Below are 24,422 nucleotides of genomic sequence, written 5' to 3' on the forward strand. Positions count from 1 at the left end.
ATCATTCTTCATCCATTCACTCCGCGCCGCGGCGCGGAGTTTTCTCGAGGCAAAAATTTGCCTTGTTTGCTTGCATAATACATAAGTGAGTACTAATGTGTTTGTATGAACGAAAATGACATCTTCAAGGCGTTGGCCGATCCGACCCGCCGCAGCATCTTCGACAAACTCGCTGTCGCCAGCATGAACGCCAGTGCGTTGCGCGAAGGGCTGCCCATCAGCCAGTCGGCGATGTCGCAACACCTGGCGGTGCTGCGTAACGCCGGACTGGTACGCGAGACGAGGCAGGGGCGCTGCGTCAATTACCAGGTCGACCCGGAAGGGCTGGCGCAGATCGCCCAGTGGCTGGCGAAGTACCGCGCCTACTGGCCGGCGCGCATCGACGCGCTGCAAACTTTGCTGAAGGACATGGATCAATGAACAAACAGGCTGAGCGGCCGCCGCGCGACCGGCTGGTGTTGGAATATTCGCTCGAGGCGCCGCCGGAAAAAGTGTGGCGGGCGCTCAGCGTTCCCGAATTGCGTGAGCAGTGGCTGCCGACGGGGGATCTGGCGCAGGCCGAGCCGCTGGCCGCCACGCCGGGCGAGGCGGTGAGCTATCGCCTGCGCGATGACCAACCGCCGTTTCTCGAAAGCGTCGTCACCCTGCAGATCGTGCCGGACGCCGGCGGCGGCAGCCTGCTGCGGATTATCCACCAGCTCGATGCCGCCAACGATGGCCCGCCGACGGTGATGCGCGCCGCCTGACGCGTTAAACACATTTCCCTTTGTTGCCAACCCAGGAGTTCACCGATGCGTGAGAAGATGATGCTCGTCCCGATGGTGGTGGAACAGACCAGCCGGGGAGAACGTTCCTTTGATATTTATTCGCGTCTGCTGCGCGATCGGATCGTGTTCCTTAACGGCGAAGTCAACGACGACGTGGCCGAAATGCTGTGCGCCCAGCTGCTGTTTCTGGAGGCGGAAAACCCGGAAAAACCCATCCATCTTTATATCAACTCGCCGGGCGGAGTGATCACCAGCGGGTTGGCGATTTACGACACCATGCAGTATATCCGCGCCCCGGTGCATACGCTGTGCATGGGCACCGCGCGCTCGATGGGCTCGTTCCTGCTGATGGCCGGCGAATCGGGGCACCGCATGGCGCTGCCTAATGCCAGCCTGCACGTGCACCAGCCGCTGGGCGGCTTTCAGGGGCAGGCCTCCGACATCTTGATCCACGCCGAAGAGATGAAGCGCACCAAAGACACGGTGATTCGGTTGTATGCCCAACATTGCGGCCTAAGTTATGAAGAGGTGGAGCGGGTGTTGGATCGCGATCGCTTTATGACCGCCGACGAAGCGGCGGCCTGGGGGCTGATCGATCGGGTGCTGCGGGCGCGCTAAAGGGCTCAGGAGTGCGTGGCGGATTGTAGCGTTTGCCAAACCCGTTCAAGTCCGAATTCGACCATCGCGAAATAGAGACTAAAATAGCGCTCCGCCATGATGAAGAACGAACTGTTGAGTTCGATTACCACATTATTGGTGGTGGTCAGCAGGCCGGATTTTTCCGCCGCCTGCAGAATGCGGTTCACGTGCGCGCGTGAGACGGAGCAGGACTTGGCGATTTTCGCCGAGGAGAGCAGCAGAAAGGGGGAGTCCTGTCGGATGCTTTCGATAAACAACATCAACAGCACCATGTGGCCAGCATCTTTGCTGATGAACAGCGCGGATTGCGGCACCAGGTCGATCAGGTAGACCTCCTTGAGCATCAGTTGCCCGTAGGCGGCGAAAAAGGTGGACAGAAAGTCGGGCGCCGCCAGCAGCGCCGCGATGGGCATCTGTGGCGCCAGCGCCTGATAAGGGCGCGCCATTGAGGCGATCAGCGCCTGGGTTTCCGCCAGCGCGTGCGGCGTAGGCTTATAGCGTAACTGGCGTTTGTCATGTTCGCAGGGTTTGACCTCCAGCCGGCGCCCGACCCGTAAAAAGAACAGAAAGGAATCCAGGGAATTCTCGCTGATCATATTCTTCCCTTTGAAAAAGGCTTTGATGTCTTTCAGCGCGGCGGCGTGCTGGTGGTAATAAATGGACAGGATGGTGGAGCAGATGATGAACCGGCTGTTCCTGAAAATGATTTTGTAAAACAGCGGATGCTTCTTGTAGGTCTCCCTCAATAATTCCCCGTGTTTGACGATGGCGGCGTGGAACGCCGGTGACTGCCTGATGATGTTGGCCTGTTTCTCCAGGTGAAACTGTAGCTGGAATCTGCTTAGACTCATTTTCCCTATTTCCTGTACTTAAAAAATGTGCTGCTTTTTATCGTTATGGGTTTGCTGTGTATGGCTTGACGATCTGTTGGCCCTGGTCGTTGATGAGAGTGGCCTGAACGGTGACCTGAGAAGGGAGTGTCGGCGCTGCAACGCCGTCCAGGTGATAATCTCGCGTGCTGAACGGCGCGGTCATCATGTCGCTTTCTTGCCGCACCGGGTAATCGCGCCTGTCGGCGTGCACGGCGATGCGCGCGAACGAGAGATAAAACGCCGATCGGTTTTGACAGCGCAGCAGATAACCGTCCGGCGATTTTTGCAGCGTGAATGAGACGGCCTCGGTCGCGTTCTCGGCTTTCCCCTGCAGCGTTCTGGGCCGGTAGAAGATCTTCATCTGGGTGTTCATCGCCAGCGTCACGCGCGACGCCAGCGGCGGCGTGGCCGGCCGGCTGGGCGGGATCTCATACAGGTTAAGCCAGAACACCGACTCCCGGTCGGCGGGCAGGTTCGCGCCGGCAAACAGGATCCTAAGCCCCTTCAGCGCCGAAGGCGGCAGGGCGAACACGCTGGGCAGGGTGACAAACGGCGCGCGGGACAGTTCGGGGGCGGCGTTGACGTCGCCGTTATCGACCCAGGTTTGCGCCACGATCGGATAGCCGTTGGTGTTGAGCAGCATCAGGGTTTTTTCCGTCTCGCCTTCGCGGAAAATCACCCGCGTGGCGGAGGCGATGATGCCCGCCTGCGCGCCGATGGAAGCCAGCGCCAGCAGCAGGGCGCATCCCATCGTCAGATATTTCTTTCTCATCATTGAACCTTAACCCAAACGTAGGCCCTGGCGTCCACCTTGCCGGCGGTGACGGTTTGCCCGGGCAACCGGGCGAGCGTGGCGGTGAGCTGGGTGGTGTAGTGGGTAAACCCCGCTGCGGTGCTGCCGCCGCCGCTGGCGCCGTTGAGCACCGGATACCAGCCGGCGTCGTTGCCCTGCGGACATTGCCCGGCGCTGCAGCGCGCCCAGCCGACGAAATTCATCGGCGCGCCGTTGCCGGCGTTAGCGAGCGCGATACCCACGCCGGTAGCGACGCTGCTGTCGGTGCCGTAGCCGCTGGAGAGCAGGTAACTCACGCCGCCGTTGGCGCTGACCAACCCGAGCCGCTGCGCCGCGACATAGCTTTCATACGGCACCTGCAGGCCGAGGGCGGTATTGTTGCTGCTGACGCCGGACACGGCGGCGTTGTCACATTCGATATTGAGGGTGAACTGCGCCTGTGAGGTTTGCCCGGCGGTCAACTGGCTGACGGAAATGGTCGGCAGGATCACCAGCGGCGTGACGTTGCGCGCCACGCAGGTGGCGGTATAGGTCAATGAGGAGATCGGTGCGGTGCCCATGCCCATCGCGTTCCAGCGCCCGGTGCCCCAGGTGGCGTAGTTGGTGGCGGAATCGCTGCCGATAGGATCCGAAGCGATGCCGGGCCCCTGAAAGGTGACATAGCCGTTCGGCTGCGTGCAGGTATAGTTCGAATTGCCGGTGGTCGACGCCATGCCCACCAGTGGGTTGCCGGCGCTGTAGCCGCAGTAGTTGCTGGCGCCCGCGCCCGGCAGCGAGCTGATGCGGATCAGATCGGCTCGGATGGCGCTGAAGTCTTTCACCCGGATCTGGATTTTGTTGCCGACGGTGGCGTAGCGGGTAATCGGCGCCGACTGCCAGTAACGGGTAAAAACCTTGCCGGAATCCAGGTGGGTCAAACGGATGCCGACGTAAGGGAAGTAGGTGGCGTAATAGTTGGGGTTGCCGTCCCTGGCGCCCAGATCGAAATAGCCGCCGACGCGATCGTCGCCGTTGGTGGCGAAGACTTCATAAATTTGCCCAACATCGCTGGCATCGCATTCATACAGCACCTTGTTGGGATCGGGATAACGGGTGCCGGAGGTCAGATCGAACACGCTGGTGCCGAGCGGCGTGCCGACGGGCTGCAGGTAAGTGCTGGTCAGGTTGACCCGGCCCAGCGCCGTGCCCACCCCGCAAGGATCGCAGCCGGAGTCGATCCAGGGGGCGACCCGCGTGCATTGCGCCAGCGCCGCGGGGGCGCCGAACAGCGACAGGGCGAACAGCGCCGGGGCTGCGACCAGATAAGAAATGCGTTTCATCGTCTCTCCTGAGATAAGTTAAACGGGCTAACGGCACGGGGCGCTGAGCCGCTGAATCGGGTTGTCTTCCGCGGCTGGCAGGCGATAATGCAGCGTGCACTGCTGGCCGGGCGCGTCGCCCCAGTTCAGCGTCAGCGTGCCGGCATTCCGGTCGCTGCGCAGATATACCTGATTGGCCTGGCCAACCATGCCCACGCTGTTGCCTGCCGCGTCAAGGACGTTGGCGCCCATCGGGATCGGTGCGTTATCGGGCCGCTGTGCGGTGATCAGCAGCGCTTGGCCGCGCACGGTGTTGAAGCGCAGGCGCACCGTGGCACCGGCATAAGGAGCCACGCGCCGCTGGCCGTCTTCCAGTTCCGCTTTGTCGTTCATGCCCTCGGGGTTCAGCGCGACGGTGTTGTAGTGATAGGGCACCAGCGACGGCGCCAGGGCGTAGCCGAAGCGATCGACGCGCGCGCCCTGGCCGTCCATCACCCGTGCGCCGCTGGCGCCGGGCGCTTCGATCAGGGCGAAGGTGTCGCCGACATACGGCCCTAATGTCACGCCGCCGCGGTGCGCCACCACCGCGCCCTGCAGCGACAGGGAGCCTTGTCGGTACTGGCGCGCGGTGGAGAACGAGCCGGTGACGTTGGCGTAAGGCAGGCGGGTTTGCAGGTTGCCGCCCCAGACGCTTTGTTGGCGATCGTCGTCGGTGGTGAAGTTCAGGCCGTAACTGACCGGCTGTTCGTCGCCGACGCTGCCCGACAGCGCAGCCTGATAGTTGCCGCCCTGACCCTGGCTGTGGTTGGCCAGCAGCGAGACGCTGGGGGCGGATGATGAGCGCCCGAGCGGGAAGCTCAGCGACAGGGCGGTGACGGTCTGCGCGTTCTGCGCCAGCGGCGCGCTGTAGACGTTATCCAGCGGCCCGTAGCCGCGGTAGTCGCCGTTGCTGTAGCCCAGGCTGCGGGTGCGGGTGACGGAGAGGTTAAGCGCCACGCCGTTGCCGAAGGTTTTCCCCCAGCCCAGTTGGAGCTGATTGTCGCGGCCGCGCTGATCGCGGTAGTCCTGAGTCGAGCCGGACATCGTCAGGCTGCCGAACGCGCCCATGCCCTGATTGACGGCCACCTCGAAACGCGAACGCTGGCGGTAGGAGTCGGACTGCCAGTTTTGGCCGGTAACGGTGGCGCGCCGCACGCCGAGCACGTCGCTGAGATCGCGAAAGCCTTCGGTAGAGTAGCGGTAGCCGGCGATGGATAGCGTGGTGTCCGTCGGGCTGAAGGTTCGGCTGTAAGAGAGGTGCAGCATCCAGCCGGAGGCGCCGCCGTCCGGCAGGCTGGCGTGGGAATAGGTGGTATCCATGCCGAAGGCGCCCAGCCAGCTGCTGTACACGCCGCCCAGCATCATCGCCTGATAGCCGTCCGCCAGCTGATTGCCGAGGTTGAAGGTCAGGGCGTTGGTCAGGCCGTGCTGCCAGGTCACTTCGCTGAACAGATCGTTGTCGCCGACGTAGCGGGAACGGCCGACGATGGCGGAGTAGCGCGACTGGCCGGGGCGAATGGATTCCGGCACCGCGGCGAACGGCACGGTGAAGGTGCTGACGCTGCCGTCGGCTTCGGTCACCACCACGGTCAGATCGCCGGCGTAGTTGGTGGCGTACAGATCGTTGATGGCGAACGGCCCCGGCGCCACGGTAGTTTCGTACAGCGTGCTTTTACCCTGCAGCACCGTCACGCGCGCGTTGCTTTTCGCCACGCCGCGCACCACCGGCGCATAGCCGCGCTGTGAATCCGGCAGCATGCGATCGTCCGAGCTGAGCTGAATGCCGCGAAAGCCCAGGCCGGAGAAGAAGTGCCCGTCGGTAAAGCCTTCGCCCAACAGCATTTCGCTGCGCCAGGGCAGGATTGCGTGCTGCACGTAGCGGCGGCTGGTGTCCAGGTGACCGCCGAACTCCCGATCGTAGCGGTAGCTGGACTGCTGGCGGTAGCGCCAGAGCCCGAGGTTGAACCCGCCGTTCAGGTTGGCGTAGGTCGAATCGAGATCGCGGGTTTGCCCCTGCCGGTAGCTGACGTGGTACTGGTTGAGGTTGTAATTGACGAAGGCCATTGATTCGCCGCTGTCCAGGCTGGCGGGATTGACGCTGCCGCGCGGCCGGCCGTTCAACAGCGCCTGCGGAATGCTGAGATCCAGCCGCAGCCGCGAGATATCGGCGTTCACCATGATGTCCTTCAGATCCCGGCCGGGCAGCAGGCATGCCGTTTCGGCCGCCGGCGGATTTTTCAGCCCGAAGCGCGTCAGCTGCGGCCGATCGAAACAGGGCAGCACCTGTTTGCCTGCGCGCACGAAGCGAATTTGATCGCGCTCGAGAAACTGGCCGTTGAGGTACAGATCGATCTGATAGCTGCCGGGGGCGACGGCGTCCTGCTGGTTGAACTGGCTCAGGGCGCTGTTGCTCAGCACGCTGCCGCGCAGCAGCGCGGGATCGAAGGTGTAGCCATCGGCGGCGGCGCAGCCCAGCGGCAGCGCCAGCAGCGCGCAACACCAGCGTGCGGGAAGCGGCGTCGCCTTGCGAGCATCGAACATGAAAACCTCCCTGTCTGGTTTCAGCGCGCGACGTTCAGGGTGCGTGTGATTTCCACCCCATAGTCATTGATGACGCGCAGCGCGATCTGCCGCACCTCACCGTTCACTGGCCAATTGGCCTGTGAAAACGGCGGGATCAGATCCGCCTGCGGAATGGCGCTGCGCTTCGCACCGCTCAGAATTACCGCCTGGCTGACGTTGGCGTAGTAGCCGGTCGGGTTGTCGACGCGCAGCGCGTTGCCGACCTGACGCAGGCTAAGGCGATCGATGACGTGGTTGGCGTCGCCGGCCAGCCCGGCCGGGCGATAGAACACTTTCAGCCGGTTGGTGACCACCAGCAGCAGTTTGTTCTTGTCGCTGTCCGTCTGACGCACGGCGGGGACCTGCAGGAAGTTGAGGTAGAACAGCGATTCGCGATCGCGCGCCAGCGGCTGGCCGACGAACGACAGCCGCACCATTTGCCCGCTGTGCGGATCCATGCGGAAGATTTGCGGCGAGGCGACAAAGGGCGCATCGGCGTTTTCCGGCGTGGACTGCGGGTTGTTGATGTCGAGCCAGATCTGCATCAGCGCCGGGACGCCGTCATCGTTGGTGAACTGCAGCGTTTTCTCTCGCGCCTCGGCGGGGTAGATCACGCGGTTGCCGAGCAGCGTTACGCTGGCCAAGGCGTGGGGGGCGGCAAAACTCATCAGGCAAAGCGACAGGGCGGCCCATCGGCGGGCGGAACGGGATATCTGCGGCATAAACGTGAACCGATAAAGAAGCGAGTCATTCAGCGCCGTCCGCTAAGGAACGGCGCTGGCATCAACAGGTATGGCGCCTGACGCCGGCTTATTTGTAGCTAATGGCGAACTGGGCGGTGGCGATCACCGAACCGGCCGCCACGCCGGTGTCTTCCGCGTAGTAGCGGGCCACCAGGTTCTGCGAGGTGGAGGTGGCGTCTTTCGCCAGCGTCATCGCCGACGTGGTGACGGTCGAACCGCTGGCGAACGACAGCGGCGTGGTGGCGTCGCTGTCCAGCAGTTGAATGGACACCTTGGCCGCATCGCCCGCGTTGCCCAGATTGCCGTTGGTGGTCGGGTTGTTGCCCGCCAACACGGTTTTGATCGCCGTATCGCTGGTCGCCGCCGCACAGCCCGTGACGTTAACGGTAAAGGTGGTGTCGCCGGCGGTGGCGCCTTTGGTGGCGAGCTGGCTGGCGGCGACGGTCGGCAGCAACACGACCGGGTTGGATTGGTTGCCGTTAATATTCACCGAACAGGTTTGCGTGCTGACTTCGCCTTTGAATTGCACGGTATTGGACGAGGCGGCCGCACAGGCGCCGGAGAGAGCCAGCATGGATAATGCGACTAATTTAACATTCATGTGAAATACCCTTTAATTAAATTTAGAGAAAAGCTTTCCTGACAGTAATAAATTACTGACGTGCGTTTGTTGATTAATCATGTTGCGCAATTGTTTTTTAAACGCGTCGGCAAACATGGATTTTCATCCTAACAAACTAAGAATTTTCCCTATAGGTGTTTTCCGCATGGTAATAAGTTTGCGATGCGGGTTGTTACATTTATTTTCATTTTTGCTTATATCATACAAAATGGAAAATAGATCTATATCATTGCGTTGCGTTTTTATTGGATCGTCGGTTTTTGTTTATGAAATAATTTGAAACATTCATGCCTTTTTTGCGTATTAATCAAAGTGCTGGCTGTTGCGTGATTATTTGAAAAACATGTTATCAAGATGTTTTATATCGGTGTGCTTTGCAGGCGAATTACCCCAAAAAAGAGCAGCGACAAGCCGCCTGAGGTGTGGAAGCATACTTTCACGCTGATAAGGAGAATTAAAGTGAGAGTGATTTATATCGACGGTTCGCCGCTGTGCTGTTTGGGGATGAAAACATTATTGGGAGAAGGAGTGATAACCTTATCCTCGCCCAATATTAATATTATTAAAAATATAAGCCCTGCGCCTGATTTAATTATCATGGATTTTCCCCATGAAATTTATCGGTTCGAAGCGTATTTGCGATTTATTCACGCCTCACGTGCTGAATATGAAGGCGTCCGGATACTGTTCTTCGTCGATAAGACTTCGCCGCTGATCATGGCATTTATCGCGGCGGCGCAGCCGGATGCGATTTTGCACAAACGGGAAGCGCTGCGAGTGGTGTGGGAAACCTGCGCGGCGCTAGTCCGCCGTGAAGAGGCGGGCGAACGGCGCGTGGTGAGGCGGCATCGGGCGGCGGCGATCACGCCCGGCGAGGCGGCGGTGCTGTGTGAAACGGCCCGTACGGAAGATATCCGCCTGACCGCGCGGCGGCTGAATTTGCACCCGAAAACCGTTTATTCGCACCTCAACAATGCCGGCAAGAAGTTCGGCATCCGCAATCGGGTGGAATTGCTGAAGATGATTGCGCTGCTGTAGCGCGCCGTTAACGGGCCTGGCCGACGGCCAGTCGCCATTGCGTCATTTCGTCGGCGCCCGGCCCGGCCGCCAGCGCCAGGCTTTGCGGCGGCAGAGATTCGCCGGTCACGGCATCTACCACGCGCAGGGTGGCGGGGTGGCCGGTCGTGCGGTCAACCACGCGCAGTGGCGGCCCGGCCAGCTCGGACAGATTCCATTTGTCGCCAATCTGAATCATCGCCATCACCAGCAGCCCGAGATCTTTTCCCTTCTCCGTCGGCAGATACTCGTAGCGAGCGGGGCGCGTTTGGTATTGCCGCTTTTCGATAAGGCCGTGGCTTTCCAGGGCCTTGAGCCGGTCGGCCAGCGTATTGTTGGTGATGCCGGTCGAGTGGCGCAGATCGTCATAGCGCGAGAGCCCCAGCAATAGATCGCGCATGAGAATCGCGCCCCAGCGATCGCCCAGTGCTGACAGCACGTGCGCCACCGAGCACGTCATGCCTTCAAACCCTTTTGCTTTCACGTTGCCTTACCTCCGCTTGCCGCCTGATTGCCGAGAATTTTATCGCCTCGGCTTGATAACTTCAATAATTGGAGTTATTACTCTTATTATTGGAGTTTATGATTAACAGCGGCTGATGGCCTGAACGCCGGCCGGAAAGCCTAGGAGACAACGCGATGCCACTGTGGCAGATTTACCACCCGGAGCCGGCCTTCAGCGCCGCCGATAAACGCGCAATCGCACAGAAGATCACCGCCCTGTATCAGGACTTTTTGCCGCGTTTTTACGTCAACGTCTTTTTCCACGCGCTGCCGCCCGGTACGGCGTATCTCGGCGGCGAAGCGGCCGATGATTTCGTGCGGGTGACTATCGACCATATCGCGCGCGCCATGGACAACGACGCAGAGCAGCAGCAATTCCTGGCGGCCTGCACCCGCATCCTGCAACCCTACATCGCCGCACGCGGGCTGCGTTGGGAGCTGCACGTGGACGAAACGCCGTTCTCGCTGTGGACCATTGACGGATTGAAACCGCCGGTGCCGGGAACGGCGGCGGGGGAGAAGTGGCGCAGCGAGAATCGGCCTTCGGTGTGGGAGGGAAGTTGATGGGGGAGCGGCGGCGGCAAAACGCTATTCGCCACCGCGAACCGTTATCAGCGCTTAGCCTTTTCGCTTAAAGACCTTCTGCCGCAGCCAGTGTTTGATCTGGCCCCAATACTCTTTGCCCAGCAAGGCGATGGCAATGACAAACAAGGTTTCGCCGACCACGACAAGCGTAGAGACAACGACAATCTTGTAGGGGATGTCGAGGAACGGAATGACAGGAAATGCCAGCCAATACAGCAGAACTACGATAAGCATGGCAAACCCGGCTTTCTTCCTCCCGCTCAGGTTCTTGCTGCGTGCCAGCAGGCTGGGCAACTTGCGCAGCCAGTTTTCAAGATCGTCAATCAGGGTATAAACGACAGGAATAACCAGCAGGCTCAGCACGGTGGAGGTGATCAATCCTCCGATGACGGCCACCGCCATCGGGCTGCGGAAGCTGGGATCGGCACTGCCGAAACCCAGAGCCACAGGCAACATGCCTGCTCCCATCGCTAACGTCGTCATGATGACGGGGCGGGAACGTTTGTGGCAGGCATCAATCAGCGCCTCCGTTCGGCTCATGGGTTTATTGAGCACTTCGCCATTCGGGCCGTAATGGCCGCGCCGTGACTCGATCGCATAATCGACCAGCAGTATCGAGTTTTTGGTCGCAATCCCCATCAACATGATTAACCCGATCAGGGATGACATCGTGAACGACTGGCCCGCCAGCAGTAACCCGACGAATGCGCCGCCCAATGACAGCGGGAGCGCAGCCAGAATGGTGATCGGTTGGAAGAAGTCTTTGAACAGCAGAACCAGCACGATATAGATGGCCAGGATACCGGCGACCATAGCCGTGCCGAAACCGGCAAACAGTTCCTTCATCATTTCGTCATCACCCTGCACAACCTGGTGCACGCCGACCGGCAGATTCTGGATTGACGGCAGCTTCGCCACTTGAGCGGCCAGATCCCCGAGTTGGGTGCCCGACAGTTCCACGTCAAGAGTCACGCTGCGTGTGCGATTGATGCGATTGATCTGGGCCGGCCCACTGTCTTGCTCAATGTTGACGATCTGATTGAGCAGCACCGGGCCTCTGGCGCCGGGTACGGTCAAACGTTCAAGTAATCCCATATCCTCACGGATATCTTTTGACAGCTTGACGACGATCGGGATCTGGCGCTGCTCCACGTTAAATTTAGACAGGAACTGATCGTAGTCGCCTACGGTCGCAATACGCAAAGTATCGGCAATAGCGACGCCCGATACGCCAAGATCGGCCGCTTTGGCGAAATTGGGTTGCAGGAGGATTTCGCTGCGCGCCAGCCCGGCACTGGAGGTAATGTTACCGAGGCCGGGGAGCTGCCGCAGATCACTTAATACTGAATCGGCCGCCTTAGCCAGCAGCTGAGGATCATCGCCGGCCAACACCAACTGGTATTTTTCACCTGATCCGCCAAACCCCACTTTGCTGCGAACCCCCGGAAGTGCTGCCATTGCCGTGCGTATCTCGCCTTCGATGACCTGCTTCTTCGGGCGCGCTTTACGCACATCCAACAACACCGTCAGCGTTGCCATGCGAACGTCGGTTTTCCCATCGGAAGCCATGACATCGCCGCCCGTTGCACCGCCACCGATGGTGGTATAGATGTTACGGATATGCGGGATGGGAGCCAGGCGATGCCGAGCGAGTTCTGCCATGGCCTGGGTTTGTTCCAGCGTGCTCCCAGGCGGCAGTTCCAACGTCACCTGCGTCTGGGAGTTGTCATCTGCAGGGAAAAAACCCTGGGGCAGCAGAGGAATAAGCATCAGAGAGCCGATAAAGAACCCGCCGGCCAGCGCCAGGGTGAGCCCGCGGTGCCGCAGTGTCCACCGGCAGGCGCGCAGGTAGATCGCCATCCAGAAAGGATCGCGCTGAGGGCGCACATGCGGTTTCATCAGGTAGGCGGCCATCATTGGCGTCAGCAAGCGCGCCACAACCAGCGAGGCAAATACCGCCAGCGCCGCCGTCCATCCAAACTGCGTGAAGAATCTTCCGGCAACGCCGGACATGAAGGCCGTCGGCAGGAAAACGGCGATCAAGGCAAACGTCGTGGCGACGACGGCCAGGCCGATTTCCGATGCGGCATCCATCGCGGCCTGGTACGGCGGTTTACCCATGCCGATGTGGCGTTCGATGTTCTCCACTTCGACGATGGCATCATCCACCAACAGGCCAATCACCAGCGACAGCGCCAGCAGCGTGACGATACTGAGCGAAAAGCCCATCATGTCCATACCGATGAAGGCCGGTAAAATCGACAGGGGCAAAGCCGCCGCCGAGATCAACGTCGCGCGGATATCGCGCAGAAACATGAAGACCACCAGGATAGCGAGAATGGCGCCTTCATAAATCATGTGCATGGAGGCGTCGAACTCCTCTTGCACAGGCCGTACAAAGTCGAAGACCTGCGTGATGTGCAAATCAGGCCGCTCCGTGCGCAATTGCGCCAGAACTTTTTCAACCTTGTTGCCGACCTCGACTTCACCGGCGCCTTTGGCGCGCGTGATCTCAAAGCCCACCACCTTCTTGCCGTTGAGGAGCGCAAGTGCACTGCGTTCCGCAATGGTGTCTTTCAGCGTCGCCACGTCGTCCAGGCGAAAACGTTGCCCGCCGGGCAACGACAGTTCGACTGCGGCTAATTCATCCACGTTCTTGACGCGGGCGACCAAACGCAGCGGTTGTTTTCCCCGCCCCAGATCGACTCGCCCGCCCGTCGCGTCCATCTGTACATCACGCAACTGACGGGAAACCTCGGCGGCGGTGGCGCCAATCGCCTCCAGTTTGACCGGATCGAGTTCGACTTGGATCTCGCGGTTCACGCCGCCCACACGGGTGACCGACCCTACGCCGGCGACGCCTCTCAGACGCCGCGACAGGGTATTGTCCACAAACCAGGACAGTTCATTCTCATCCATCTTGCTGGCGCTGATGGAAAAGGCCAGGATAGGTTTGCCCGTGATGTTGAGCTTGCGAACGATAGGATCACGTAAATCCGTCGGCAACTCGGTGCGAATGCTTTGCACGGCTGACCGGACTTCATCCACCGCTTCCTGAACGGGTTTTTCCAGACGAAACTCCGCTGAGATATCGACCAGCCCGTCCTGGATCGTGGTGCGCAGGTTCTTCAATCCCTGCACCGAAGAGACGGTGTCCTCCAGCTTGCGCGCCACCTCCGTTTCGAGTTGGGGCGGCGCAGCGCCCGGAAGCGAAGCGGACACGGTCACCGTGGGCACATCCATGTCCGGGAAGCTCTGGATCTTCATCAACTCGAAAGAATAAAAGCCGGCAACGCTCAAGATGACAAAGAGCAAGATAGACGGAATGGGGTTGCGAATGGACCAGGTAGAGATATTCATGATGGGCCTCTTAGCGCGGTTCCGATGAGTGGGAAGCCTCGGCCGTGTTGGCCAACTGGACTTTATCGCCCTCATTGAGGAACACGCCGCCGCTGGCGACGATGCGTTCCGCGCCTTGAAGACCGGACAGGATCTCCTGCTGGTCATGCACCAGACGGCCTACCGCGACTTTAAGCGAATGTGCACGCATCTCGTCATCTACGGTGAACACCAGGTGAAAACCGTCGCGCGCCACGACGGCGGATTGCGGCACGGTCAGCCCTTGCCGATCGCCTATCGTAATCGTACCGCTGGCATACGTGCCGGGCCGAATGGGAGAGGCGTTCTTCGCTGTCGATGGGAGGATGTCCACATAGGCAATCCCGCGGCGCGAGGTCGCATTGACCGTCGGTGCCGCCAGGCGCACGACGCCTTCCCAGGTGTTACCGCCAGGTGAGGCGATCTGCGCTTTTTGCCCCGGTTGGATTTGTTCCAGCTGCTGCGCCGACAATTCCGCCCGCCATTCAAATTTTCCCTGGCGGATCAGGCGAAACATTTCGGTGCTTTGCATAGGAACTGAACCGATCGTGGCCGATCGCGCGGAGATGATGCCGTCGTCGGGGGCGCGTAATATCGTCTGGTCCAGCCGCAACTGCTGAGCCGCCATACGTGCTTTCGCCGACTCCAGACGCGCCTGCGCCGTCTTTTCCTGGGTTAACAGTTTCTGAATATCCTGTTCGCTCAGGCTGCCGACACCGCGCAGCAATCGCGCTCGTTTTCCATCCGCTTGCGCATTCAGAGTGACCGCTTTCGCTTCGTTGAGATCGGCTTTCGCCAGCAGCCAGTCATTCATCACGGAGTCGCGTGTAAATTCCGCCAGAGGTTGGCCCTGACGTACAACATCCCCCTCCTGCACCAACAGTTTTTGCACGCGCAGCCCATTGGCTTCCGGGCTGATGATCGCCTCTTGCCAGGCCGCAATCGAACCATTAGCCGTGACAGTGCGGGAAAGGGGCTGTATTGCCGGTGTTGTCAGGGCCACGGTCAGCATCGGTTTATCTGCCGGTGGGGCGACCTTGTCCGCCGGCGCATCGCAGGCCGATAAGGCGACAATCGGCATCACCAGCACGGTTGTACGAAGTGTCTGTAAAGACCAAAAGCGGGGGCGTGTGTTTTGAGCTATCAGTTGTGTCATCGGGAGAACCCATAAGGTAATTATTTGTCGGACCAGTCGCCAACGGCGCGGCGATGTATTGTTCTGTATTGAATTTCAAACGAATCCGGTGCTGTTCTGCTGCGGTTCAGCCTGGCGTTGAAGCATTGCCCGCTCTGACGAAGTGAACAAACGCCGTATCCACTTCCGCACTGTGGATCGCACGCGGTTATGATGCTCATGCGGTTCAGCCTGCCAATCCGCCTCGCTTTCGCCGGGGTCGGTGTCTACGCTCGATAGATCCAACGTCCGGGGAGCAGAATGCTGGGTCGTGTGGCGGTTGATCTCGCTTCCATCGGGTTCGGCTTTGCCACGCTCGGCGACTTCCTTCTGACCAGATTGGGACGCCCGGCGAGGGGGCGTTTGTATCGCCCGTTCGAAGGATTCAGGCAATGGCGCGCTTTGGGTAGAGAACGCGTGTTGTCGCCGGCAGGTACGCGATGCGTAATAGAGGGCCGCAGCCTCTGCCGCAGCCAGTTTGCGAGCGTCATTCCATAATGTTTGAGCGCACTCCAAATTGGCACGCGCAACCGGCGTTTTTGCTCCGCGCTCATTCTCCTCGTGACTGGGCTTGCCAGCCGGAGCGCGCAAGCGCCGGGCGCCGGATTCATTTCGGGCGGAGGGCCATGCATTCCACACAGGCACATGTGCCGAGTCAGACGGGGAGGCTCGCCATGTTGCTGGAACATGCTGGGTTCCTGACAGACGGTCTGATGCAGGCGAGGTTACGCACCCGCAGAGGATCAAAGACACGTTGAGAATAAAAGAAACGATTGTGAGTCGGCGGAGCCTTGGACAGGCCCGTCTCCGCAGCATTTTTAGTTTTGAAACGGGTGGCATGATTGTCGTGTCTTTTTAATGCGTGAGTACATACTCATTTTTTAATTAAAAAAAGAAGCTAGATGGCTGTATGAGCGCCAGGAAGCTCAATGGCCCGCACCATGGCTTCATAACCTGCGCGTTTGTAAATATCCAACAGGTGCGGTTTTTGAACGGCCATATCGATAACGCCATTGGCCATTACCGTGCAGATCATGCCCTGAAACTCGCTCGACTGCGGTAAATCCAGCCCTTGGACCAATGGAATACCCAGCTGGGAAATATCACCGAACCGTACGCTTCTTTCCCTCTGTGCAGGGGATAACTTGCCGGAGACCATCAATTTGTTCCCTGTCGCATACGCGGCGGGATTGGCGAGCGCCCAATCAATGTAGGCATCCCAGGCGAGCTGCATTTGATCTTTACCCGGCAAAACGCCCTGCAAGCTTTGCGTCAGCAGGCGCTCCATTTCATCAAGCAGGTAGTCGCAGACTGCGCTCAGCAGTACGTCCTTATTTTCAAAGTAGCGGAACAGCGTGCCTTCCGAGACGCCGGCTTTCCTGGCGATGGCCGATGTGGGCGCCGCTAATCCTTGTTCGGCAAAAATGTCGGTGGCGGCCTGCAAGAGCGCCTGCTGCTTTTCTTCACTGCGGGGACGGGCCACTTTGAGGCTCCTTTAATAAGTGAGTAAACACTCATTATAAGACTGCAACGGAAGATGACAAGCTTTTTCCTGTAGGACAAAGTATCAACACGAGAGCCATTTTTCGTGCAGCGATGCGGATAATGCCGTCATGAAGGGCGCAATAAAACGTACGGCGAAGATCGTTCAGTGGGAAAGAACCGGGAGGGTGAGACGGCGTCCTGGTTGCCAAAACGCAGGCCCTAGAGACAAAAAAATCCACGCCGAAGCGTGGATTTTTCCGTTTCCGGCAGCGGAGAAAAGCGCTGCGGAGAGAGGCTTAGACGTCCATATACTGCCGCATGAAATATCGCTTCAACGGGAAAGAGAAGCGCATGGCCTTTGGCGTGTACCCTACAGTGACTCTCGCGCAGGCGAGGGCATGGCGTGATGAAGCCAAGAAAAAGTTGGCCGAAGGGATCGATCCATCAATAACAAAGAAATAAGAGAAACTGGTTTGCGATGTACAGCTCAACAACACGTTCCAGACCGTGGCGCTTGAGTGGCATGCGACGGAGAGTTGGTCGACGGTCTGAAGGATATGCCTCTGACATTCTGGAGGCTTTCAATAAATACATTTTCCACTTCATACAGGGCATATTCTTACCTCGTTCTGTTGTGGAGTGGATTCTATGGATAACTGGTTAAAACAGTGGGCGATGAAGAACCAGCTTTCCGTCGCATCCCGCACGTTTGTCTGCTTCGACGATGCTAAGGTGATGGCTTCCTACTCGCTGGCTTCCAGCGCTGTAACAACAAATACTGCCCCCGTGCGCTTTTGTCGCAATATGTCTTACCCGATCCCCTTCTGGTGCTGGGACGCCTAGAGGTGGATAAATCGCTACATAGGCAAGGTATGGGGCTGGCACTGATACGTGACGCCGAGTTGCGGGTAATACAGGTGGAGGAAACCATCGGTATTCGCGGGACGCTGGTTGATGCGTTGTCTGACGAAGCGCGGGAATTTTATCTGCGGGTGGGGTTTGAGCTGTTGCCGATGGATGTTGCTGATGGGGGATTTGGTGGGAAGCGCTATCTGAAGAACGGCCATTTAGTAATACCTTAAAAACAAAAACACCACTTCCCCCTCCAAAGCTAAGTATATTGATGTAAGTTTCTTTACAGAGGGGTATAATCTTTCTCTATGATTTTATGGTAAATTAACAACCAGTTACGGTTTGTTAGAAGAAGATATTTGGTATGGGCGTATGAGCAGTGTTTTTGAGAGAGAGAACGATAATATTCGGGTACTTTCACTTTTCTCCGGTTGTGGTGGTATGGATTTTGGAATTACCTCAGCTGGTGGAGACGTCGTCTTTGCCAACGATGTTGTAGAGAATGCCTGCAAAACATTAGGGAACTATTTCCCCGATAGTGATATCAGGCATAGTGATATCTCTCAAATTTTGTCTTTTCCGGATGTTGATATTGTTGTTGGAGGCTATCCCTGTCAGTCATTTTCAATGGCAGGTAACAGAAAACCTAATAATGACGACAGAACAAACCTTTATAAACACTTTTTACGGGTATTAGAGACTGTTCAGCCGAAGTATTTTGTTGCTGAGAATGTTTCGGGCTTGAAACATTTAGGGGCAGGTAGCTTTCTGGAACAACAGCTCACGGCATATAAAGCTGCCGGGTACCAAGTCAGCTATCATATGGTAAACGCGAGGGCTTACGGCGTGCCTCAGTCGCGCAAGCGTTTGTTTATTATTGGCGTCAGAAACGATCTGGGGCAATACTTTGAATTTCCTGCTGAAACACATGGCAAAGCGACAAAAAAGAATCCTCATTTAAAACCCTATGTTTCACATGGTGAGGCTATTAGGGATTTACCACTATGGCCTGAAGGTGAGTTTTACGAACGACCACATGATCCTGAAGGGCATTTCTCATGGTATTTCATGTCCCGAAATCGTAAAGCTCTATGGGACAGCCCTGCTTACACCGTCGTAGCTAACTGGCGTCATGTGACATTACATCCTGCCAGCCCGGTGATGAAGTTAACATGGTCAAACCTGGAGGATGGCTGGAAGCAGCGCTGGGACTTTTCTGATGAATATGAGCATCTAATTGTTGATACTTCTCGTCCCAAACTGGAACAGGCAAGGCGGTTATCATGGCGGGAATGTGCACGAATACAAACTTTTCCACAGGGTTTTGAACCTGTAGGAGACATCGAGTCAAAATTTACCCAAATTGGTAATGCTGTTCCTCCACTGCTGGCTGAGGTACTTTTTCGGCATTTATTTTCTGGTGCTGGTTTGAAAAAGATGACAGCGAACGGTAATTAGGCGGTGAGTATGGATGATTTTTTCCCGGTTACTTTAGAAGAATGGAATGCTGAACTAGTAAAGATCGTCTTTCTTGAGTCTTCGCATACGGGCTCGACTTTAAGCCGGATTGATACTACGGGACGCATTTTTGAGCAACTTGCAGGTCCACGTAGCAAAGAGGATGCTAAGCGAAGTTTCCTGATTTCGTTTGGAAAAAAAGCGTCTAAAATCCAGGATGCTCTCAGGGATGATTCGCGATTAGACATTTTAGCGCAAATAAAAGGATACCCTACTTATTTTGCCGTTTTATATTTAACATTACTTGCTGCCAGTGCTGATGATGAAACACATGACGAAGGGGATTTTCGGGTTCGATTTTCTGTGCTGCTTGGCTTTGATAAAAATAAAAAATTTGTTTTTACTGAATTACCCAACTTATGGGAAAGGTTAGAAAGATGGAGTAGTAAAAGACAAAACTGTACCCGTTTAATCTTGCCAAGGCCATCAAAGCATGAGAGATTGATTGGGTATTCCAAGAGAATTGCTTTTCCCTGCTACAAAGATGAGGTCTTTTTACGGAATATTCTCATCGATAATAAATTAGATAACTATTCAACTTTTGAATCAGTTAATAAGGTAGTACATCAATATATATCTTATTTTAGCGAAGTTTTTAACCAAGAGTTTATTGAGTTCAGAACATTACTTTCAAAGGCTGCCATGCAGCAGGCTTATGACTCTCCTTTTTGGGGCGCTGTTCGTGATATCACTGTACATACAGAGAGAGAACAACTCAAAGAGAATGGTAAGTATTGTATTCACATGGAGTTTAATGATTCAGGCAATCCGGAGATTTATCTTCTTATGGATGACGCTGCTGCTACAGCCTCAGAAATTCAGCGTTATTACTCCTTGTCTAATGAAATAGAGAACTATAATAATATATATTACGAACGAGATACAGGCACTACACTAAATTCCTTGGATTTTTTATTAAAAAAACGGAAGGGTTACTTCTATAAATCACGAGTGGGAGTAGCACTGCGGTCTGGGTGTTTGCCGCTTTTTCGTGATGGTTTTTGTCATATTAGTTCAGAAGGAGAATATTATGAAGATTCTCCAACCTATTTAATACTTCATCATACATATGCAGACAGTATTTTTACTGTCTTGAAGAAGGTTGGCGAAAGAGTACAACGTCGGGATATTGAATCTACCAAATGGTCGATAGTTTCTTCCGATAAAGTTGGCAGGCAAACGCTGGATAAGATTGCCCGTTTGTTACCAGAAGAAGCCCGTCGTTTTCTAATACAGGGATGGCAGCCTGCTCGACCTCGTATGTCAGGTGCAGCTCGATTTGGACAGGCTATACTGCTTAACCCTGCCAGTACACCGATAATTCATATGCCTGAAGTACTAAGAGGATGCTATGTCATCAGCAATAAAGACGGAGAAGAATTAACTCATGGCTCGCTATCTCAGGGAGCTGAAGGATTATTCATTCCACCAGAGGAGTTGATGGAAATATCTGGTCAGGCATTTTGTCGCTACGAACTTACGTCAGCGCATTCAGATATCCCAGTAAATTTTGATGTACACGTGTTAGATCACGCGCCTTACGCCACTTATTGTAAAATTACAGAGCCACATGATTGGCTTGTTGATGGACCATCGGGAGTATTAATGGCGTTAGGGGATACGGCAGTGATCCCCCCACTGAAACGCGAAGAAATAACACCATTGAGTGGTGCTCAGATGTTATGGCAGTATGAAAATTGCCTTCCTGTAACATGCCAATATACCGAGTTACATAATATACCCGCAGCATTTGACTGGCTCGCTGAGGCGCTGGCATTGCGTTTTCAACGTCGTAGCACATTGCCTTTTGGTGAATTAAAACAACATATTGACCCCGTATCACAGGTAACGAGGATACCCGAGTGGCAATTGCGTCGCATGCTCTTTGCTGCTGGCTGGCTTTGTGTAGTACAACGACGTCATGCGCCATATTCGTTAGTCTCATTGGCTGAAAGAACCATTTCCGTTGATGTCACTGAGCAGGGAGTTGTTGCCCGAATTCTGGGGATGTTTACAAGAAGTGAACGTAATCTTCTCCAAGAAGCACTTAATAACGGTGAGCGAATAGGGCGTCGGTTGGTTGAGGATAAAGGTTGTTCAATGGGTTGTATTGAATTGCATCTATCAGCCAGAGAGCGTATTCATGCTTTCATTGAACAGTTTGGGTTACGTTTGGTTAGTCACGACGATTTCTCCGTAAATGCTTTGAGCGGAGTATTGCTACCGCTGTCTCAAATGCAGTTTATCCCGGCTTTACCCCCGGAACTCCATGTGTCGCTATGGCAAGCTGAAAAATACCAATGGTCAGAAGAACAGCGGCTTACTCAAACGGCTAATAATCTATTGATACGGTGTCAGGAAAAGCAGCGTTATCGTTATTTTATTCGGCAGAACACCGGATACTGGCAAACTGATAGCTTCTCCTGGGCATTAATGGCTCAAATGATATGCTCAGGAGAAACGGTTGGCGTGCAAAAAGGCGATACTGACTGGTGCTGGTCAAAGAAAATCTTTGCGTTACCGCCCTCCGTTTTACAGTGGTGGATCCATGTTGCCCATGGATGCTTGTCGATAACAGATAATGGTGGTTACTTATTTGCAGGGGGGAAATTTCCACTCTGGGACAATTTAATGGTTTCCCCGTCGTCCCAACGCGCGTTGGAACGACGGAACAGAGCGCTGACAATACGCAAGCTGCGTAGAACCTTACAATAATTTTACAGAATCAGGTAGTAAGGAGAACGTTTAAGATGGCTAAAAAGAAAAATATTATCAGCGACCGGCTGGGACAAATGTACTACTTCGGTACAGAATCTCATGAATTGAGCAGATGCTTGCAAGAGTGCAAACAAAGGCTCACCAGAAATGGCGCTAAAGCGGATAATTTACCGAAAGGACCAGAAAAAAGGCTACATTTTCTCCGTACGTTACCACCTAAAGCCAAGCCTATAGTGTCTGATTGGCTTCGTGAAAATTTGACGTTTTCTGAACCAAATGATCCACAAACCGTTCTTAGGGAACTGTTAGAAGCAGAAAGTAATACGGAAGATATTGCTCTCTGTAAACCGCTATGGCGCACAATTCTGGGATTCTATATTTCTTCTGACTGCCCTGATATTATAACGAAATTCCTAAGCGGCGAACAAATTGATTTATCCCAACATGGTGTTTCTGACTCCATGACAATTAATGTCACTGATGAAGACATTGAGCAATGTGCCTTGATTAGTCAGGGTAAAGAAATTCCTATACCAGATCGAACTATTCCACTATTTGTTGGGGGATTAGTTTATGCACTCCAAGGAACGCGCACAGCCGATAATCAATGGCGGACAAAGCTATCAGAACATTCTTTACCGCTGGCGCGGAAATTGGGTGAACTTATCGAACAATTTGAAGCCAGTAACGACCTTAAAACAATGGATGGTACCAGTGTAATAAAAGCTCCTCCCGTTGTGTCCAAAGAAATCGACGGTGCGATGGACGAAGTTATGTTCATTGGAAAAGTGTTAGCGTTAACCGCGTCCGGCGCTTTTTTTGTTACGCCGGTTAGTCTGTTAATTAATGGCAACCTACGAGATCTCCCGGAGGAACTGGTAAAAGAAATTTTCCCCCATGGCGGTGAAGCAATTGGTTTTGAAAGCTATTTCAACAAAAAAATTACTCGAGGTGAAATAGCAATATGGAAAGCCCGATATCAGCCGTCTGATAAACCTGCGCAGTATGTCATTACTGACTACCTGTCGCGCGTTTATCCTGTAGTCGCGCTACCCCATGCCTCTGATGAGCCTGACGCTGTCAGGGAGTGGTTACTCACAAACTACCAGCCGCAAAACGATACGCCGGTCATTTTTCAGCTAAGTGATGGCGTATCCCTGAGATTACCGGGTGACTTGCCGGATCCTAAAAAATATGACTTTGATATGCCGCTGGAGAGTTATCGTCAGATTCCTCAGACACTACTTGACGCTCATGCCCTCACGGTGATCACTGAACTCCCTCAGGTAAGTGAAAAATATGATTGCGCGGAAGCCAGCACGTGGATCAAACGCCTGCTTAAACGAACTGATTCAGCAAAATATTTCCCTCAATTCAGTAAAGGGCAGCTACAAAATTTAACTCATTTTATTGCTGAACATGAGTCTGATAACGAGGCATCCTATCTTCGCGCAGTATCTCATCTGGAACAGATAGCAGATATGAGATCCTTTCTTAATGATATGACTCAACAGTTACTGGCTTTACCTGAGGTTGAGACGAAAATTAATATTGAGAAGCAGGAAATATTGGCTCGTTACGAAGACGAGCAGCACCAGATTAAACAATCGATAACGGTATTATCTGAAAAGAAAATACAGCTTGAAAATGAAATAGCCGATCAGAAGAAAAAGTTGAAAAAAGAAACTGATCGCATTAATAAAGCGCTACGTCAGCAAGAAAATGAACTGGAACAACGGATAAAAAAGACCTTTGAAGCCGCATCTCAAGCGGGAGTGGAAACGCTGGCCCAGACAGCGTTACTGCGGGCAATAATCAAAAATGAAACAGCACAGGAGCAACCAGCCCAACAACGAATAACCTCAGAATCTGTAGCCGAATCAGCAAATTCTAATTTCCCATTAGCAGAGACGAATGCTCTGACTCGCAAGCATCAGCTGATATCGGCTATCGAAAAAGAGGCACTGGCGACGGGACTAAGTGAATCTTTATTATCCAGTCTGATTGCCACTGCGAGTATTACACCTGCGATCGGATTGATGGGAAAACAGACAAAACAGGCTATCGCCTCATTAGCGAACCTTTTAGCTGGTAATGTTTGGGGGGAAGTGTCGGTACATAGCGATCATTTTAGCTTCAGTGATTTAATGAACTCCCCCACACTGATCCGCTTATCTGGCGATACTCTTACCATGACGCTGGGTGATTTTTTGACCCAACAACAAGAGGCAGGGCTGGCGAGCATTGTTGAATTGCGTGGTTTTAACCGCACTCCGCCAGAAACTCTGCTCCCTGAACTCCACGAGTGTTTATTCAGAACTCCCCATCCTGCCGCATGCAGTTGGACGGATCGGCAGCAGGCTCTACGACATTTACCCATTCGGCACCCGATACTTTTTTTACTCACATTCACCACCGGGAAAAGCACGTTTCCATTACAGGCTCCTCTTGCTTACCAGTTACCCCTGTTTCTGGCAGAGAATATATGGTCGGATGAACGGCCATTTGAGCAAAATACTGACATCACGCCTTCTCGTATTCCCCCAGAACTATGGCAGGCAATCTTTGTGGACAACCACCGGCCAGAGTACCAAGCTTGTGCGCCATGGGAAGCGCTAAAAGCAGCGCTACTCTCTTTACTTCCTGATGAACAAGCGCAAGCCGTTTCCCGTCTGGCTTATGGTCTCGGCCGTAGTACAACACTAGATATTGCGGCCACGATTGACGTTCTTGCCCCAGAATTAGGGCCATATGTTCAGGAAATGACTAGCGGCGAATCGGCAAGCGTACTTGAGCACCTTTTCCAGTTATAAGCAA

18 protein-coding genes and 2 pseudogenes are annotated in these 24,422 nt (G+C 54.9%); 10 read left to right on the forward strand and 10 right to left on the reverse strand.

Features of this window, described 5'->3' with window-relative positions; all coding sequences use genetic code 11:
* Positions 1 to 105: 105 nt before the first annotated feature.
* Genes MMS95_RS10380 through MMS95_RS10390 form a run of 3 tightly spaced genes read left to right on the forward strand, consistent with a single transcriptional unit; the run spans position 106 to position 1,385 of the window.
* Positions 106 to 420, forward strand: a complete 315-nt coding sequence (locus tag MMS95_RS10380; RefSeq protein ID WP_004941008.1) for a metalloregulator ArsR/SmtB family transcription factor — start codon at positions 106 to 108, stop codon at positions 418 to 420.
* Complete coding sequence (locus tag MMS95_RS10385; RefSeq protein ID WP_015377555.1) at positions 417 to 746, forward strand: SRPBCC domain-containing protein; 330 nt, start codon at positions 417 to 419, stop codon at positions 744 to 746. The genes MMS95_RS10380 and MMS95_RS10385 overlap by 4 nt, the downstream gene beginning before the upstream one ends.
* A gap of 45 nt (positions 747 to 791) precedes the next feature.
* On the forward strand, positions 792 to 1,385 hold the full coding sequence (locus MMS95_RS10390; RefSeq protein ID WP_015377556.1) for an ATP-dependent Clp protease proteolytic subunit: 594 nt from the start codon (positions 792 to 794) through the stop codon (positions 1,383 to 1,385).
* A 5-nt stretch (positions 1,386 to 1,390) separates the two neighbouring features.
* Here MMS95_RS10390 and MMS95_RS10395 read toward each other — a convergent pair whose 3' ends face one another.
* The 6 genes from MMS95_RS10395 to MMS95_RS10420 all read right to left on the reverse strand — a co-directional run bounded on the left by MMS95_RS10395 (position 1,391) and on the right by MMS95_RS10420 (position 8,314).
* Positions 1,391 to 2,257: a hypothetical protein gene (locus tag MMS95_RS10395; protein ID WP_015377557.1), complete on the reverse strand. Its 867-nt coding sequence runs from the start codon at positions 2,255 to 2,257 to the stop codon at positions 1,391 to 1,393.
* Between the two features lie 43 nt (positions 2,258 to 2,300).
* A complete protein-coding gene (locus MMS95_RS10400; RefSeq protein ID WP_242141641.1) occupies positions 2,301 to 3,050 on the reverse strand; it encodes a molecular chaperone in 750 nt (249 codons plus the stop codon).
* The gene (locus MMS95_RS10405; protein ID WP_156865504.1) at positions 3,050 to 4,390 is read right to left on the reverse strand and encodes a fimbrial protein; all 1,341 of its coding nucleotides are present in this window, start codon (positions 4,388 to 4,390) and stop codon (positions 3,050 to 3,052) included. The genes MMS95_RS10400 and MMS95_RS10405 overlap by 1 nt, the downstream gene beginning before the upstream one ends.
* Positions 4,391 to 4,417: 27 nt before the next feature.
* The gene (locus tag MMS95_RS10410; protein WP_242141642.1) at positions 4,418 to 6,949 is read right to left on the reverse strand and encodes a fimbria/pilus outer membrane usher protein; all 2,532 of its coding nucleotides are present in this window, start codon (positions 6,947 to 6,949) and stop codon (positions 4,418 to 4,420) included.
* 20 nt (positions 6,950 to 6,969) lie between these two features.
* Positions 6,970 to 7,692, reverse strand: a complete 723-nt coding sequence (locus MMS95_RS10415; RefSeq protein WP_242141643.1) for a molecular chaperone — start codon at positions 7,690 to 7,692, stop codon at positions 6,970 to 6,972.
* 88 nt (positions 7,693 to 7,780) lie between these two features.
* Entirely contained in the window at positions 7,781 to 8,314 is a 534-nt protein-coding gene (locus tag MMS95_RS10420) for a fimbrial protein (RefSeq protein ID WP_033633310.1), read from the reverse strand.
* A 375-nt stretch (positions 8,315 to 8,689) separates the two neighbouring features.
* Between MMS95_RS10420 and MMS95_RS10425 the strand changes: the two genes are divergently transcribed.
* Positions 8,690 to 9,373, forward strand: a complete 684-nt coding sequence (locus MMS95_RS10425) for a LuxR C-terminal-related transcriptional regulator (RefSeq protein ID WP_232733352.1) — start codon at positions 8,690 to 8,692, stop codon at positions 9,371 to 9,373.
* Positions 9,374 to 9,380: 7 nt separating this feature from the next.
* Here the strand turns inward: MMS95_RS10425 and MMS95_RS10430 are convergent, their stop codons facing one another.
* Positions 9,381 to 9,875 (reverse strand): helix-turn-helix domain-containing protein, encoded by a 495-nt coding sequence (locus MMS95_RS10430; RefSeq protein ID WP_242141644.1) that lies wholly within the window; start codon positions 9,873 to 9,875, stop codon positions 9,381 to 9,383.
* Positions 9,876 to 10,030: 155 nt separating this feature from the next.
* Between MMS95_RS10430 and MMS95_RS10435 the strand changes: the two genes are divergently transcribed.
* On the forward strand, positions 10,031 to 10,459 hold the full coding sequence (locus MMS95_RS10435; RefSeq protein ID WP_048322987.1) for a tautomerase family protein: 429 nt from the start codon (positions 10,031 to 10,033) through the stop codon (positions 10,457 to 10,459).
* A gap of 54 nt (positions 10,460 to 10,513) precedes the next feature.
* On the opposite strand, the gene MMS95_RS10440 is transcribed toward MMS95_RS10435, so the two are convergent.
* From MMS95_RS10440 to MMS95_RS10450, 3 genes are all read right to left on the reverse strand, one after another.
* Entirely contained in the window at positions 10,514 to 13,840 is a 3,327-nt protein-coding gene (locus MMS95_RS10440; protein ID WP_242141645.1) for an efflux RND transporter permease subunit, read from the reverse strand.
* 10 nt (positions 13,841 to 13,850) lie between these two features.
* On the reverse strand, positions 13,851 to 15,014 hold the full coding sequence (locus MMS95_RS10445) for an efflux RND transporter periplasmic adaptor subunit (protein ID WP_242141646.1): 1,164 nt from the start codon (positions 15,012 to 15,014) through the stop codon (positions 13,851 to 13,853).
* 916 nt (positions 15,015 to 15,930) lie between these two features.
* Positions 15,931 to 16,515, reverse strand: coding sequence for a TetR/AcrR family transcriptional regulator (locus MMS95_RS10450; protein ID WP_060444381.1), 585 nt, complete (start codon positions 16,513 to 16,515; stop codon positions 15,931 to 15,933).
* Between the two features lie 317 nt (positions 16,516 to 16,832).
* Here MMS95_RS10450 and MMS95_RS10455 point away from each other — a divergent pair.
* From MMS95_RS10455 to MMS95_RS10475, 5 genes and pseudogenes are all read left to right on the forward strand, one after another.
* Positions 16,833 to 17,124, forward strand: a pseudogene (locus MMS95_RS10455) (Arm DNA-binding domain-containing protein); the annotation flags it as partial.
* Positions 17,106 to 17,573 (forward strand): annotated as a pseudogene (locus MMS95_RS10460) (GNAT family N-acetyltransferase). The pseudogenes MMS95_RS10455 and MMS95_RS10460, both read left to right, overlap by 19 nt.
* A gap of 138 nt (positions 17,574 to 17,711) precedes the next feature.
* Complete coding sequence (locus MMS95_RS10465; protein ID WP_242141647.1) at positions 17,712 to 18,827, forward strand: DNA cytosine methyltransferase; 1,116 nt, start codon at positions 17,712 to 17,714, stop codon at positions 18,825 to 18,827.
* A gap of 9 nt (positions 18,828 to 18,836) precedes the next feature.
* Positions 18,837 to 21,602 (forward strand): hypothetical protein, encoded by a 2,766-nt coding sequence (locus MMS95_RS10470; protein WP_242141648.1) that lies wholly within the window; start codon positions 18,837 to 18,839, stop codon positions 21,600 to 21,602.
* 35 nt (positions 21,603 to 21,637) lie between these two features.
* On the forward strand, positions 21,638 to 24,418 hold the full coding sequence (locus tag MMS95_RS10475) for a kinetochore protein (protein WP_242141649.1): 2,781 nt from the start codon (positions 21,638 to 21,640) through the stop codon (positions 24,416 to 24,418).
* The last annotated feature ends 4 nt before the right edge of the window (positions 24,419 to 24,422 follow it).

This window comes from Serratia sp. PGPR-27, assembly GCF_022678525.1.
Classification (GTDB): domain Bacteria; phylum Pseudomonadota; class Gammaproteobacteria; order Enterobacterales; family Enterobacteriaceae; genus Serratia; species Serratia nematodiphila.

Excerpts from the sequence above, each read along its gene's own strand:
- MMS95_RS10420 (WP_033633310.1), bottom strand. The coding sequence starts at position 8,314 with ATGAATGTTAAATTAGTCGCATTATCCATGCTGGCTCTCTCCGGCGCC.
- MMS95_RS10415 (WP_242141643.1), bottom strand. The coding sequence starts at position 7,692 with ATGCCGCAGATATCCCGTTCCGCCCGCCGATGGGCCGCCCTGTCGCTT.
- MMS95_RS10410 (WP_242141642.1), bottom strand. The coding sequence starts at position 6,949 with ATGTTCGATGCTCGCAAGGCGACGCCGCTTCCCGCACGCTGGTGTTGC.
- MMS95_RS10475 (WP_242141649.1), top strand. The coding sequence starts at position 21,638 with ATGGCTAAAAAGAAAAATATTATCAGCGACCGGCTGGGACAAATGTAC.
- MMS95_RS10440 (WP_242141645.1), bottom strand. The coding sequence starts at position 13,840 with ATGAATATCTCTACCTGGTCCATTCGCAACCCCATTCCGTCTATCTTG.
- MMS95_RS10405 (WP_156865504.1), bottom strand. The coding sequence starts at position 4,390 with ATGAAACGCATTTCTTATCTGGTCGCAGCCCCGGCGCTGTTCGCCCTG.
- MMS95_RS10400 (WP_242141641.1), bottom strand. The coding sequence starts at position 3,050 with ATGAGAAAGAAATATCTGACGATGGGATGCGCCCTGCTGCTGGCGCTG.
- MMS95_RS10385 (WP_015377555.1), top strand. The coding sequence starts at position 417 with ATGAACAAACAGGCTGAGCGGCCGCCGCGCGACCGGCTGGTGTTGGAA.
- MMS95_RS10445 (WP_242141646.1), bottom strand. The coding sequence starts at position 15,014 with ATGACACAACTGATAGCTCAAAACACACGCCCCCGCTTTTGGTCTTTA.
- MMS95_RS10390 (WP_015377556.1), top strand. The coding sequence starts at position 792 with ATGCGTGAGAAGATGATGCTCGTCCCGATGGTGGTGGAACAGACCAGC.
- MMS95_RS10395 (WP_015377557.1), bottom strand. The coding sequence starts at position 2,257 with ATGAGTCTAAGCAGATTCCAGCTACAGTTTCACCTGGAGAAACAGGCC.
- MMS95_RS10470 (WP_242141648.1), top strand. The coding sequence starts at position 18,837 with ATGGATGATTTTTTCCCGGTTACTTTAGAAGAATGGAATGCTGAACTA.
- MMS95_RS10380 (WP_004941008.1), top strand. The coding sequence starts at position 106 with ATGAACGAAAATGACATCTTCAAGGCGTTGGCCGATCCGACCCGCCGC.
- MMS95_RS10435 (WP_048322987.1), top strand. The coding sequence starts at position 10,031 with ATGCCACTGTGGCAGATTTACCACCCGGAGCCGGCCTTCAGCGCCGCC.
- MMS95_RS10425 (WP_232733352.1), top strand. The coding sequence starts at position 8,690 with ATGTTTTATATCGGTGTGCTTTGCAGGCGAATTACCCCAAAAAAGAGC.